This window comes from Bacillus sp. JJ634, assembly GCF_036962285.1.
Taxonomy (GTDB): domain Bacteria; phylum Bacillota; class Bacilli; order Bacillales; family DSM-1321; genus Peribacillus; species Peribacillus asahii_A.
The window spans coordinates 1-13,523 of record NZ_JBALMU010000083.1 but is presented as its reverse complement, the minus strand read 5'-3'; the positions used below and the strand labels follow the sequence as shown (position 1 = coordinate 13,523).

Annotated in this window: 17 protein-coding genes and 2 pseudogenes; 4 read left to right on the top strand and 15 right to left on the bottom strand. The window is 35.1% G+C overall.

All coding sequences use genetic code 11. The features are described from left to right. Nucleotides 1-128: 128 nt before the first annotated feature. Together V7068_RS13440 and V7068_RS13435 are read right to left on the bottom strand one after the other, a co-directional pair. On the bottom strand, nt 129-404 hold the full coding sequence (locus V7068_RS13440; RefSeq protein ID WP_127760979.1) for a YqhV family protein: 276 nt from the start codon (nt 402-404) through the stop codon (nt 129-131). Nucleotides 405-633: 229 nt separating this feature from the next. After that, nucleotides 634-1,227 (bottom strand): hypothetical protein, encoded by a 594-nt coding sequence (locus tag V7068_RS13435; protein WP_499713203.1) that lies wholly within the window; start codon nt 1,225-1,227, stop codon nt 634-636. Between the two features lie 263 nt (nt 1,228-1,490). Here V7068_RS13435 and V7068_RS13430 point away from each other — a divergent pair, with 263 nt between their 5' ends. Continuing rightward, on the top strand, nt 1,491-1,721 hold the full coding sequence (locus tag V7068_RS13430) for a LysR family transcriptional regulator substrate-binding protein (RefSeq protein WP_499713202.1): 231 nt from the start codon (nt 1,491-1,493) through the stop codon (nt 1,719-1,721). 90 nt (nt 1,722-1,811) lie between these two features. Next, nucleotides 1,812-2,474, top strand: a complete 663-nt coding sequence (locus V7068_RS13425) for a DNA alkylation repair protein (protein WP_499713201.1) — start codon at nt 1,812-1,814, stop codon at nt 2,472-2,474. Between the two features lie 196 nt (nt 2,475-2,670). On the opposite strand, the gene V7068_RS13420 is transcribed toward V7068_RS13425, so the two are convergent. The 11 genes and pseudogenes from V7068_RS13420 to V7068_RS13370 all read right to left on the bottom strand — a co-directional run bounded on the left by V7068_RS13420 (nt 2,671) and on the right by V7068_RS13370 (nt 10,732). Further along, nucleotides 2,671-3,423, bottom strand: a complete 753-nt coding sequence (locus V7068_RS13420) for an IclR family transcriptional regulator (RefSeq protein WP_499713200.1) — start codon at nt 3,421-3,423, stop codon at nt 2,671-2,673. A gap of 322 nt (nt 3,424-3,745) precedes the next feature. Further along, on the bottom strand, nt 3,746-3,934 hold the full coding sequence (locus V7068_RS13415) for a Fur-regulated basic protein FbpA (RefSeq protein WP_499713199.1): 189 nt from the start codon (nt 3,932-3,934) through the stop codon (nt 3,746-3,748). Nucleotides 3,935-4,382: 448 nt separating this feature from the next. Then, on the bottom strand, nt 4,383-5,360 hold the full coding sequence (locus tag V7068_RS13410; protein WP_499713198.1) for a 5-oxoprolinase subunit C family protein: 978 nt from the start codon (nt 5,358-5,360) through the stop codon (nt 4,383-4,385). Next, nucleotides 5,357-6,103, bottom strand: a complete 747-nt coding sequence (pxpB, locus tag V7068_RS13405; protein ID WP_499713197.1) for a 5-oxoprolinase subunit PxpB — start codon at nt 6,101-6,103, stop codon at nt 5,357-5,359. Before pxpB ends, V7068_RS13410 begins: the two co-directional genes overlap by 4 nt. Before the next feature lie 22 nt (nt 6,104-6,125). Further along, complete coding sequence (locus V7068_RS13400; RefSeq protein ID WP_499713206.1) at nt 6,126-6,599, bottom strand: D-glutamate cyclase family protein; 474 nt, start codon at nt 6,597-6,599, stop codon at nt 6,126-6,128. Further along, nucleotides 6,573-7,343 (bottom strand): annotated as a pseudogene (locus tag V7068_RS13395) (NRAMP family divalent metal transporter); the annotation flags it as partial. The pseudogene V7068_RS13395 and the gene V7068_RS13400, both read right to left, overlap by 27 nt. Before the next feature lie 96 nt (nt 7,344-7,439). Next, entirely contained in the window at nt 7,440-8,204 is a 765-nt protein-coding gene (gene pxpA, locus V7068_RS13390) for a 5-oxoprolinase subunit PpxA (protein ID WP_499713196.1), read from the bottom strand. A 295-nt stretch (nt 8,205-8,499) separates the two neighbouring features. Then, nucleotides 8,500-8,886 carry a hypothetical protein gene (locus V7068_RS13385; protein ID WP_499713195.1) on the bottom strand — a complete coding sequence of 129 codons (387 nt, stop codon included), beginning with the start codon at nt 8,884-8,886 and terminating at the stop codon, nt 8,500-8,502. Between the two features lie 19 nt (nt 8,887-8,905). After that, nucleotides 8,906-9,106, bottom strand: coding sequence for a heavy-metal-associated domain-containing protein (locus tag V7068_RS13380; protein WP_499713205.1), 201 nt, complete (start codon nt 9,104-9,106; stop codon nt 8,906-8,908). 58 nt (nt 9,107-9,164) lie between these two features. After that, nucleotides 9,165-9,344 carry a hypothetical protein gene (locus V7068_RS13375; protein ID WP_403035170.1) on the bottom strand — a complete coding sequence of 60 codons (180 nt, stop codon included), beginning with the start codon at nt 9,342-9,344 and terminating at the stop codon, nt 9,165-9,167. 293 nt (nt 9,345-9,637) lie between these two features. Next, nucleotides 9,638-10,732: an acyltransferase gene (locus V7068_RS13370; RefSeq protein ID WP_499713194.1), complete on the bottom strand. Its 1,095-nt coding sequence runs from the start codon at nt 10,730-10,732 to the stop codon at nt 9,638-9,640. 124 nt (nt 10,733-10,856) lie between these two features. Between V7068_RS13370 and V7068_RS13365 the strand changes: the two are divergent. Beyond that, nucleotides 10,857-10,958: pseudogene (locus tag V7068_RS13365) on the top strand (IS3 family transposase); the annotation flags it as partial. A gap of 65 nt (nt 10,959-11,023) precedes the next feature. Here the strand turns inward: V7068_RS13365 and V7068_RS13360 are convergent. Next, nucleotides 11,024-11,674 (bottom strand): hypothetical protein, encoded by a 651-nt coding sequence (locus V7068_RS13360; protein ID WP_499713193.1) that lies wholly within the window; start codon nt 11,672-11,674, stop codon nt 11,024-11,026. A 199-nt stretch (nt 11,675-11,873) separates the two neighbouring features. Here V7068_RS13360 and V7068_RS13355 point away from each other — a divergent pair, with 199 nt between their 5' ends. Further along, nucleotides 11,874-12,026, top strand: coding sequence for a hypothetical protein (locus V7068_RS13355; RefSeq protein ID WP_252286411.1), 153 nt, complete (start codon nt 11,874-11,876; stop codon nt 12,024-12,026). Nucleotides 12,027-12,320: 294 nt separating this feature from the next. Here V7068_RS13355 and V7068_RS13350 read toward each other — a convergent pair whose 3' ends face one another. Then, nucleotides 12,321-13,235: a DMT family transporter gene (locus V7068_RS13350; RefSeq protein ID WP_499713204.1), complete on the bottom strand. Its 915-nt coding sequence runs from the start codon at nt 13,233-13,235 to the stop codon at nt 12,321-12,323. Between the last annotated feature and the right edge of the window lie 288 nt (nt 13,236-13,523).

Genomic DNA, 13,523 nt, shown 5'->3' with positions numbered 1-13,523 from the left:
CCTATCCATTTTATGTATTGGATACATAAAATGGATAGGTAAAAAATTAAGGAAACACTGCCTCTTCATTATGTAGAAAGCAAGACGATGTTTTTTCAGAAAACAAACTGAAACTAACGACCTCACCATCATCTACTTTTTATTCCAACAAGAATTAATACGACCCCTAAAAAAATACATGATATTTTAAACAAGGATAGTTTTTCAGCAACACCTATTAATCCAACGGTTGTTGTTACAACTAAAATAATAGGTCCTACCATAGCTAATGAGCTATTAATAATTAACGCCTTTTCAATATCATTCAATTTAAATATAAGCATTGCCGCAACCATTTCAATACTTGCGGAAAGAAATCGTAATGTTCCCATAATCAGTACCGCTTTTTCAATTACTGTAAACATAGTACCCTCCTTGGATAAAGATTCCTTTCTACATCATTCTATGCTGTAGTTTGGAATTCAGGACAAGTACTATTTCCTGCTGACATGTCAAAACCTTTGTCATTCATTATAAATGTAAACTAACAGGAGCAGATAATCTCTAATTTTACTCCCTGTTAAGCACACAATAAAAGCGTAAATTCATATATGAATTTACGCTTTTATTGTGATTATATCTTTTAAATTCGTCTTATTGAGCTGCATCCTCTTCAGACTTTGTTTCCTTAATTTCTTGCAGTTCAAATCTCATAGTCTTTTTACCATTGGCATCAACCGATTCCCTTAAAATCTGACCGACACCTTTTGCATAATATGTGATGCTATACTCTTCCACACCTTTTTGAATTGTTTTCACTTCTGCTACATTGTCAAAGGTACCAGCTGGAGTTGTAACCGTTTTATCTACAGATTCAATTGTAAAAGTATAAGAATCAATCGTCCATTCTTTTCCCTTTTCTACCGGATATGCTAGCACTTTATCGCTACCATAAAATAATCCTTCTTCATTCTCTGTTTCTAAATACGTATCTGCACCATACCATGTATCAAACTCTTGAGATTTACCAATATAATTTTGTTCGTATTGAATATATCGTTCTTTCTTGACACTGTATTCCTTAACAACGTATAGTTTTTTCGTATCTTTTAAATAACTCATTTCTTTTGGTATTTCTGCCGATTCAATCTTTTCATTAGAGTTGTTAATTCCTTTAAAAACGATAAATAGTAAAAAAACTACAACAACTAGTGAAAGTGCCAGGATGATTTTAACTGAATTTTTCAAATGTCTCTTCCTTTACTATGTAATTTAAACTTCCCCCATTCTATCAAATTTTTTAGAAACCAGTCAAAAATAAAGAAGCAAAGAACGATAAGCATTCAAGTGCATGTCTAAATTCCGATGATAGGTTACTTCTATAGTATAAAAGGCATCCAGAGCGTTCCCGCTCGGATGCCTTTTTTTACCTAAGATGTGACAATTATACGCTTCTTCCACTGTTGTATCATCTTGTTCCGCTAATTTTGGTAATTGATTTCTAATTAATTTTGTACGATTGCAACTATGAAGAAAATATATATGTAGTCATACCGCCAGGGCACGCCTTATACGAAAAAAATCATAAGCAACCAATGCATGTACCCTTCCATCCTTCTTGTTTAAACAAAGAAAAATTTATTTTGTTAAAACCAGGACTTGGATTGCGTCGTTTAACGGATCACATTTTAGAACACTACAACATTCAACCAAATATAGTTCTCGAAACGAATAATATTTAATTCATGTTCTTCTAAATGGATTTTCCATTTAAAATAGAAACAAAGAATTTGGTCATCAAACATTCTCGTTATCCTAAAAGGAGCATACAAATGAAGATTGATTTATTAGTTCATTTATTTGAAGCAAATAGAAATAAAGAAAATGCTATTCCAATGCAAAAGTATATGAAGGATCACTTCCCTTTTCTCGGTATTAAAGCACCTAGAAGAAGGGAGCTCATGAAAGAATTTTTTCAAAAAAGCGGCATATTAAAGGAAAGTTTTCAGACGGATTTTATTGAAGTTTTATGGGAGTTAGAAGAGAGGGAATACCAGTACGCCGCTCTAGACTATATCGAACGGTCTATCAACAAGTTAGACAAGAGTCATCTTCCATTATTCGGAAAGCTGGTTACTACAAAATCGTGGTGGGATTCAGTTGATGTGTTTGCACCGAAACCGATTGGAAAAATTGCGGCTAACTTTCCAGAAGTTATCCCTCAAACGATTGAAGGCTGGGCTTACGGAGACCATCTTTGGCTCAACAGAGCAGCAATCCTTTTCCAATTAAAATATAAAGAAAAGACAGATGCACAACTTCTTTCCGACTATATTGTGCAAAATAAAGAAAGTAAGGAGTTTTTCATTCAAAAAGCAATCGGCTGGGCACTTAGGGAATATTCAAAAACAAACCCTGAGTCTGTTAAAGCTTTTATTGAATCCCACGATCTTCCAAAATTGAGCATCCTAGAAGGAAGCAAATATTTATACTAAGTAACATCCTAAACATGCAGTATGATTTCTCAAAAAAATAATATCCTTCAAAACTATTGAACTTTATTTTTCAACAGTTTTGAAGGATATTCCGTTTAGAAAATGACTGAGATATTACTTTGGGCTGCTCTCTTATACATTAGTCAATGTTCATCTAATTATTTCGTTTGTGATTAATCCAGCCCGTTCTACTATTTTACATTTGAGAACCCAACTTTAAGGAAATTTGTCTAGCTGCATTCGTCACTTTTTGAATTAATTCCGGCAATCGATCTTCTTGATAGCGTGCATCAATTCCCGCTATGCTAATACCAGCTACAATTTGATTTTGATTATTCAAGATTGGTGCACTTATAGCTTTGGTATGATTCTCTAATTCAGATGAAGTAATGGTGTAACCGTTTTTTCTCGCATCCTCTAATAATTGACGGAGCACACTTTTATCTGTTATTGTCCCCATCGCAATTGGTTTTAATTCTGTATTTTCTATATAGGCTTCACGCTCTTCTTCAGGCAAATAAGCGAGTATAATTCGAGAATCCCCTGCATACAGCGGCGAACGCCTTCCAATTGAAGTATATAAACGTACAGGCTGCAACGTATCTATTTTTTCAATATACATAGCTTCATTTGCATCTCTCACAATAAGATTCACTGCTTCTTCAACATCATCTCGAAGTTCTTTCATAATGGGAAGTGCAATTGTTCGAATATCCAAACGCTCCGCCACTAATTGACCAAACTGTAAGAACAATAGTCCTAGTGAGTAATAACCTTCTTCATCTCTTGTTAAAAACCCCATTTCTTCAAGCGAACCCACCATACGATGTAAAGAGGTTTTCGGAATATGAGAAAGTTCCATCATTTCATTAAAAGTCAGTTTGGGATAATTCAGGAAAAGAGTGAGGATTTGCATGGATTTTACAACGGTTTTGTTATGTGCTTGCATAAAATATCTCCCTTCTTGATAAGTGTTAAAAAATTTAAACATCCGCTGCAATTATGTAATATATAAAAGAAATTTTATTCTTTTTCTACCATTACTATAAAACATTATAAACAAAAGAGGAACATTGGATTTCAATTAAGGGAGGTTCCATCTCTTATGAAGATAAAAGGAATTGGGTCAGAGATTAACCACCGACCTCTCACACGCTATAGACTGTACCATGCTGGGTGCACAACAAAAAAAGGATGGAAAATCCATCCTTTTTATTATCCTTAATATTTCTCTACTCCCAAAAAACTTTCAACAAAATTTTTTTACAAATTCATTTTATAGAACCAAAATCACTATGCGGATGACAATGTGATTGAAAACTTCTATATTCATTTTCTAGCTCTGTTAGTGATAACTCAAAAAGATGTTTATCACCTTTCTTATATATGTTAAAAGTAATCAGTTTATCTATTAATTTCTTTCGTCTATCTTCCACAGCTTTCCTAAGAACATTTCCCACACAAATCACTCCTTTTATAAACTTATTATCCAAAATTACATTAAACGCATAAAAAAAGTATGATTTAAACAAAAAATTTTAACTAACTATTTAATAATAAACCACTCTTTTCCCTACAAAACGACCATTTCCTTTATTTTTAATTATGTTACCGAGCTTATCTCCACGAAAACTAAAACTTATTGCATATTCCTCCTTCTAAATACAAAAGACTTTAACTCTTAGGCATGAAAATAGCCAAGAATTAAAGTCTCTAGTGGTCTAGTGGACGAAAAAACTTCATTTTTTCCATTTTAATAAAATTAAACACATAGGTCAAGTGTGAATTAAAATGTAGTACACAAATTCAAGATATACTTTTTTATATCAAGAATAATTGTTCGCCCCATAGACTGTACCTACGCTGGACATGCGACAAAAAAGAAAGCACTCCTGAAGTACTTTCTTTTTACCGTAGAGCCAATGATAGCGCAACCTTCAATTGTTTTAACTTCTGTTCTTTTTGAATGTACAACTGCTCGGCTTCTTTTAATGTAACTTGTGAAAATTGAATAGATTCTCCAGGTTTCAACTGCCCGATTAATGATAAATCTGTCGTAATTACTTGAGCAATTTTAGGATACCCTCCCGTAGTTTGGCGATCTGCAAGTAGAATGATAGGATTTCCATCTGGAGGGACTTGAATAGAACCATTCGATACAGCTTCAGACAAGATGTCACGTTTATGCTGTAGTTCCAATACAGGACCTGATATTCTATATCCCATACGATCTGATTGACTTGAAACCTTAAACAAACTGTCTACAAACTGAAATTTACTTGAGTTTGTAAAATATTCGTACTGGCTTCCAGCGAGAAAACGAATAACTGGGATGCGACTCGGCAAAAACTCTTTTGCATGAACAAACCACTTTGCAGCAGAAAAACTTTCCGCCCACTCATGCTTTAGCATAGTAGAATGTCCATTAAAAGGAACAACATCATCTACTTGTAGAGCTCTTCCTTTATAGCCTCCCATTTGGCCTCTTAAATACGTGCTTTTACTCCCCAGCACTTCCGAAATAGCATACCCTCCCGCAACAGACAAATAAGCACGGCAGCCTGATTTACATCGTCCAAATCGAAGAATAGCTCCTTTTTTCACATAAACAGGCCTCCACATTGGAACCGTTCGTTCATCAATGGTAGGCGATAAATCCCCGCCTGTAATCGCGATTACACAGTCTTCTTCTACTTTAAAAGTCGGACCCATTAGTGTCACTTCAAGGGCTGCTTCTCCCTCTTGATTACCAACTAACAAATTTGCAATGCGTAAAGAATATATATCCATCGCCCCGCTTACAATCACACCGTGTTTTTGAAACCCTTTTCTGCCAAGATCTTGAATCGTTGTTAATAATCCCGGTTTGATAACGCGTAGGCTCACCGTCTCTCCTCCTTCATTTCTTTGTACTCTTCATAAGAAATTGGGTAAAATTTCACAATATCTCCTGCCTGTAATAAACTAGGGGGATTTTCGTTCGGTAAAAATAGTGTTTGCGGAGTTTGTCCAATTAATTGCCATCCACCAGGCGTTGAAATAGGATAAACTCCCGTTTGCATGCCAGCAATTCCAACAGCTCCTGCTGGTATCGTTGTTCTTGGTGAAGAACGTCTAGGCGTGGCAATCTTTTCCGATAATCCTCCCAAAAATGGAAACCCTGGTGCAAACCCAATCATATAAGCTAAATACTCACCGCTTGAATGAATATGAATAACTTCATCAGTCGTTAAATGATTATAGCGAGCTACATATTCCAAATCCGGCCCATACTCGCCTCCATAGCATACTGGGATGGACACCGTTCGATGGGTCATCTTTTTATTCGTCTCTATCTGCTGTAACTTCTTTTTAATATTTGAACAAACTACCTCATAAGGAGAGATTCCAGCTTCGTTATGTTTTTGTTCATTAAAAACAACAAGAGGGTCATAAAAAACAGTTAAATTAGTATAAGCAGGCACGCATTCTACAAGTCCAACAAACGGTTCATGTTCTAGTAACTCCATAAATATTTTTATTTTTTTATGAATATCATATTGTATTTCATTTCCAAATGTAACGACTACTGCGGAATCGCCCAATGGAGATAGTGCAAAGCTAGTTGTATTCAAAAGCTTTCCCAACATAGAACTCAACTCTTTCTATTAGTTATAAAACTCCTAGTTTTTCATCACGAATATCTGTAATAAACATATGTCCTGGTGCATGAGTAATCATAATCGCAGGTTTTGTTTCCATTGCGATTGATTGAGGAGTAACCCCACAAGCCCAAAACACCGGTACTTCCCCTTCACGAACCGTTACTGCATCCCCAAAATCAGGCTGATGTATGTCAGCAACACCAATTGCACTAGGATCTCCAATATGAATCGGCGCACCATGAACAGCCGGAAAACGAGAAGTAACTTGCGCTGCTCTTACAACATCTTTTTGAAGAATCGGTCTCATGCTCGCAACCATTTTCCCATGGAATATTCCTGCTTCTACACATGAAATGTTCGTTTTATACATAGGAACATTACAATCCTCTTCAATATGACGCACAGAAATATCATTGTTTAATAATGCATGTTCAAAGGTAAAACTACAGCCAATTAAATTACCAGCAGCAAGCTGAAACACCGATGCAGGTGGATTGTCCGGATCAATTGGCAAACCTTTAGATACAACACCAAGAACGGCTAAAAATAAAGCAATTCGCATGACCGAAGTAATTAAGATACCAACTACGGAACTTTTCGTAACTTCAGGTAATGCCGCTTTCCCCTTTACTCCAGCGTCGAGCAAACGGTGTCCACCGGCAAATGTAATATAGCCGCCTACTGTTCCACCAACTAATGTAACGATTGCAATAATATCAATTTTGTCTGGTGCAAACGTTTTTACAACTGCTTCTCCGACTGGAGGAGATGTTGTAAAAGCAACGTATATCATCAAACCAATCATGACAAAACCAGCAATTTGTGTAAAACGATCCATAGCTTTTCCAGCTTCTTTTACAACAAAAATTAATATAGCAATGACTGCACTAATAAGGGCTCCAGTTATTGGAGAGATTCCTAACATCGCATTTAAACCAAGTCCAGCTCCCGCGATATTCCCGATATTAAATGCAAGTCCTCCTATTACAATAAGCGCCGCAAGAACATAACCTAGTCCAGGAAAAACCATGTTAGCAATGTCTTGTCCCCTTCTCTCAGAGACAGCAATAATTCTCCATACATTTGTTTGAGCAAAAATATCAAGAATAATGGAAACAAGAATAACAAATCCAAAACTTGCTGCAAGACTTTGAGTGAAAACGGTTGTTTGAGTTAAAAAACCTGGGCCGATGGCTGATGTTGCCATCAGAAATGCTGCACCCATTAATAAAGTCCAGTTAATTTTTGGCTTAGCAGAAGGTTTTTTTTGTGGGGTTGCTTGTTTACTTTGCTCCAATAGAATCTTCCTCTCTGATGATTGTTAATATTTCAAAATAGACTTGATTGTAATTTCTGATAATTCTAGAGATTTTTTCACATGTTGTGCAAAACTTAAGGCATGTGCTCCATCGCCATGAATACAAATCGTATCTGCCTTTAAAGTTACATCGGTCCCCTGCTGTGACAAGACTTTTCCTTCCTTAACCATTCGAATAACTTGTGCAACAGCATCATCATCATTTTCTATCAATGCATTTTTTTCATTTCGAGAAGTTAATGAACCATCTTGTTGATATGTTCGATCTGCGAACACTTCACTAGCCGTTTGTAATCCAATAGCTTGTCCAGCTCGTACTAATTCACTTCCCGATAAGCCAAATAAAACGAGTTCAGGATTTACTTTGTAGACCGCTTCAGCAATAGCCCTAGACAAATCTTTGTTTCTTGCCGCCATATTGTATAATGCACCGTGAGGTTTAACATGCTGCATTCGACCACCTTCTGATTGTAAAAAACCATTTAAAGCGCCGATTTGATAAACGACAATATCATAAGCTTCTTGTGGTGAAATATTCATATTTCGGCGACCAAATCCTATTAAATCTTGTAAACCAGGATGAGCTCCAATTTTGACCTGTTTTTCTAAAGCAAGCTGTACCGTTTTTCTCATAACAGTCGGATCACCCGCATGAAATCCACAAGCAACATTCACTGATGTTACATAATCTAAAATTGCTTCATCGTTCCCAATTTGATATGCTCCAAAACTCTCTCCTAAATCACAATTCAAATCAACTGTATTCATAGCCTGTTCCTCCCTTTCACTAAAAATTCAAACAATAAAGCGTGTTGATTACTATAAAACCTAATAATTCCCTTTCATCTAATCACTTTCCCGAAATTCGGAATTTATGTATCAATTTTCGGAACATTTTTATTTTATCACGGGTTTTTTATTTCAACAATATTTTTTGTTATATAACATTACATATACTTTCATTTTTTTCTTAAAATGTCTTAAAATAAAAAAAGGAGCTAGTAGAACTAAATCCACATACTCCTCAAAATTCCCTCTTATCTCTTTAAAAGCCTCAATTATATTAGGCTTTATACTCTGCCTGATAGGAGTTCTCTCCGGCATGGACTGAAAGCAGCGTATCAGCGTAACCCACGAGACGATTTACGATTTCATCGGAAATCGCATAAACAAGCGGATGCAGCTGTGAAACATATAATTCCCTAGCATCAAAAATAATCGTTGTATTGATAAATACATCTCGATTGCCGTATAAGTTATAATGGATAATCACCTTTCCTGCTGCACCACCTGTTTGCGGGTCTTTAAATCCCGGCAGGAAAACATACCATTCTTCCGCAGTAGCGGAGCGAAAGTTTTTAATGAACTGTAGCCCTTTCACTTCTTTTTTTATACGCAGTTTCAAATGGGAATCTATAACTTCCACTACATTTTCCTTGTTTTGATCCATATGAACCTACCTAGCTTTTTTATTCTGAAAGATGTAATCCATGCTGTTGGATCTTTTGTTTAATTTTTTCCTGATTAATCTGAGTTTCATTATAAGTAATCTTTACTTCCCCATCCTCGATGTCTACTAAAGCTCTTTCAATACCATTCATTTGTACAAGAATTGTTTCTAATGTTTGAATAGGCTGTTCATTTACTGCTTCTCTTACATAAATAGTCATATCCTGCAACTACAAAACCTCCTTCTTCTCCGTGAAATTTTTAGATGCTTAAACATACTTATTCTTCTCTAGAAGAAGTTCTATTTCTTGATTCCTGCAATGTATCTTTTTTTGTTTCGTTCGAAACAGATTCTAATCCATATCCTGTTGAACTTATATCCAGCCTTTTGTCATTAGCTTTTCTTTTCATGCTTAAATTCGATTCATCATAATATGTACTTAAATGTTCTTTCTCCATATCAGAACCTCCAAATATAGGGATAGAAATAGTGTCTACGTACAGGTGAAAAATATGTATCCCCACAAAAGAATGACCTTACCTAAATTTCCTAACTAACCAAAAAAGCTGCCCCAAAACTTTAAAGTTCTGGGGCAGCTTTCCCTAATTTACTTATGATAATCAATGGTGCTTAATGAGTCCATATGGCTAGCAATCATCGCTATAATTGTGCTTGCTTCTTCCTTACTAAAAATAAAAGGGAAAATGCTCAAATAAATTTTCTACATTTCCCCCTTTATTTATATTTTAGTTTAACTAGCTTTCCTTTGCACCTCTTGATATTTTACTTTCTTTGGAGCTGCAACTGTAACAACAAATTGACCAAACGGAATTTTATTAATAATTTTGACTAAAAAAACCGAAGAAAGTACAGTAATAAGAAAAGCTAAAGGGAGCCATCTTGTTTGAGTTAATAGTTCAGCTGTGTGATTTTGCATTACATATAAAACCATTGGATGAACTAAATAAATACCCATCGATAAATTACCAAGTTCGATTATATAGCTTCTTATTTTCTCCCAACGCCCCATAACATAATAAACACCAATTAGTACAACGAGAAATAATGGCATGTGAAACAAATTAGCAATGCGCGTAGATGAGAAAAAACCGAATGTATTGTACTCATATATAACGAAACATATACTAATAGCACCAACCAAAATAGTAAATTTCACATTTTCTTCAACCCATTTTACAAGTGGTTCCCAAAAGTATACTAAAAGTCCTCCGAAGATAAAGTAAAAAATCCACTTAAATATTGATGATCTATCCTGAATAAATAGATTAAAAGTTTCATTTCCTGTATCAAATGGTTGCCGCATAAAAAAATAATTTATGAAAAGAGCTATAATTGTTAAAGCTAACATACTATTTTTAGTTTTAGCCAATTGCAAAATAGGAAATAGTAGATAAAACTGAATCACCACAACAATAAAATAAAGATGATAATAACTATCACCCAGTGAGAAAAGAAATAAAAAGTCTTTTACACTGGCTCCACCCTCGGACCAAGGGAAATTATACTGTTTAACAAGTAAATAAAGAAAACTCCATATAAAAAACGGTATAACAATTTTAGTAAATCTAGATGTAACAAACTTTTTAAAATTAAATCCTTTTTTAATTGCTTGATTGTATAACAGAAAACCGCTCAAGATTGCAAAAAACGGTGTACCAAATCTTGCAACTTGATTTAAAAATAATGTCAGCCAATTGAAGTGCTGATCATTTAAATGATAATTCCTTGCTGTGACATGAACCATCACAACACATAAACAAGCGATAGCACGTATAAAATTCAACTCGTAAAAATATCGAGTTTTTTTATTTAACTCTCCCCCCATAAACCACTTCTCCCTATGACTTTATCTCTATATAACCCCCAAAGTATACTACTCCAATTTAGAAAAAGTAAACACACAAAATATAATCCCATAGTGGCTAGTCACCTCCTTCGTACACAATGTAGCCAAATACATCGTATATTACAATCACAAACGGATTAAGGCAAAATTAAAAGGCATGAGTCCGGTACAATACCGGACTCATGCCTCACACGTTGCCCAATGAAATAACTTCTTTAACTTTATGGATCACTTCAAATATACAAATTTCAGGAAGTAGCCTTTTTTCGTTTAATCATGATAATCCATGGTGCTCAAAGAATCCATGTGGCTAGCAATCATCGCTATAATTGTGCTTGCTTCTTCCTTACTAAAAATAAAGTTTGTTTCGTCTTTTAACATCTCTTCATCGTCCGTCCAAATACGGTTGATTCGTTTTAGTACACCATCTCCCGTTTCTTGGACAATCCCAAACTGATAGGTCACCTCTACTTCATTTTCTTGAAAATAAGCGGTGACCTCAGGAGTTTCCCATTCTACATCTATTTCCTCAAACAATTCCGCTACTTCATCCTCATCTGAATCGTAGAAATCCTGTTCCTCATCTACAAATACCTCTTCTACGTTATCGTCCTCCAGATACATATGGAAGCTTTCATGAACAGCATCAACAATATCCTCTATATCAGCCAATACAACCTTGCTAGCCTGACCAATATCTGGTTCAAAAGATTCGATATAGAATTCTTCATTATGAGGGTCGAAAAAAAGCGTACAAAAATACTCTCTTTCAACACCTTCATTTTCAATAAAAAACTCAATTCTCGGATGCTTTGCCCCGCGTTCTATTGACATTCCACCATTTTCATCATACTTATCACAAATTGAATCGAGACTATCCTCTAATTCACTACACACTCTGTCGAACCATTCTAAAGACATATAAGATTCCACCCTTTTCATGTAATCATCTTTATTATGAGCTTTTAACGTCGAGGCTTCCTATTTAATTAATTGTAAACTTGGGCGATTTATCCTTCCCCTTATAAAACATGTTGAGATTATGGAATAACTTTTTTGTTTAAGGCTGCACAATTAGCGGAATAATATAAACGTTTTCAATTAGAAAGGAGGAACTCTCATGCAGAAAGGACAAAAATCCCCTAATAACAACCTAAACATTACTAGTGACCTTATGAGTGGCGAGCCTAATAAAAGTATTCCATCTGGAACCAATCGTGTTCCGGCTGGAACGGTAGGGCAAAAAGATGGCAATAAAACAAAATTGACTTAAGAAAGTAAACCTTATGCGGGATGGAAGTTGATTGAAGTAATTTATTCTCCCTAAAACCATACTGTTGCTATTACGTAAAACAATCTTTGTTGGCAGTTGTGCCAAAATGCAGTTTCGCTGTATGATAACTTTCCGCCGCTGCCGAGAGCACTAACGACGAAAACGAAGACGTTTTTTTATTGTAGGTATGCAAAAGTATGATGGAATTTAATAAAAAGCAAAGGTTTAGCCTCGTTTTGACTAAACCTTTGCTCACCTCTGTTTACTACTCTTATATCAGTATGTAATTCATAATCATATTTTTTCCTGGAGAGTCGTACGTTTATACTCTGGTTCACTTTTCTTCGGACGATTTACTAAATAAATGCTGCTAGCAATTAAAATAAGTCCAACAAAAAGGGAAAGTGTAAAGGGTTCTCCTAAAAACGAAGTCCCGAATAATACCGCGATAAGTGGTACAAGAAACGTACTGGAAGCTACTTTGCTGGTCTCACCAGAATTTAATAACTTAAAGTAAAGGATATAAGCAACAGGAATGCCTAAAGTTGATCCAAAAACTAATCCAAATACATAGGTACTATTCCAAACAATGTCTGACCAACTTTCAACCCCTAATCCCATACCTGTCAGCACCACTCCTCCCAATACGGACTGTAGAGCTACTAGCCATAAGGAGTCAACCTTAGGACTTACTTTCTTCACATAAATGACACCAAAAGTCCAGCTAATAGCAGTAATCATAGCTAATGCGACACCTAAAAGTGAAACTTGTCCAGAAATGCTGCCTGTACTTACAGCTCCTACACCTAGGAAACCAATAACAAGACCAATAACTTTTATAGTGGACATTGTTTCTCCCAACCAAATCCAAGCAAAAATCCCAATCAGCACCGGTTGTAAATACACAATGACTGAAAACAATCCTCCTGGTAAATACATTAAACCAATTGTTTGAAGTCCAAAGAAAAGTACAGTATTGAATAAAGCAGAAACACAATAGATACGCCAATTTTCACTCCACCTTATGCTTTTTCTTTTTGGAAAACATAAAATAGACAATAATACTCCCCCGATAAGAGCGCGCATCCCAGCGTATAAAAGAGGTGGAGTATAAGAAAGAGTAAACTTGTAAATAGGCCAGCATAGTCCCCATATTAGAACGAGACATGCCATATGTATAATCATTTTTCTACGTGATAGTTTTATAATTTTGTCCGTCTCCTCTTTAAGCTTACTAATATTTTAGAAAAATATAATTTGTAATACTATATTGATTGAACTTTTCTGTAAAAACAAGGAAAACACTCATTATTTTACATCTACTTAACTATTTAATGCAAACTGTTATTTCAACAAATGAAAAAGAAAGAAATATTAATCTTATTATCAAAAGGAATTGAAAAAATCGAGGTTACACCGTATATTTGAAAGGATAATTTATGAAACCATATCATTGAGATTAAAGAGTGCGTCTGAAATGGAGGATTTGAGCATTGT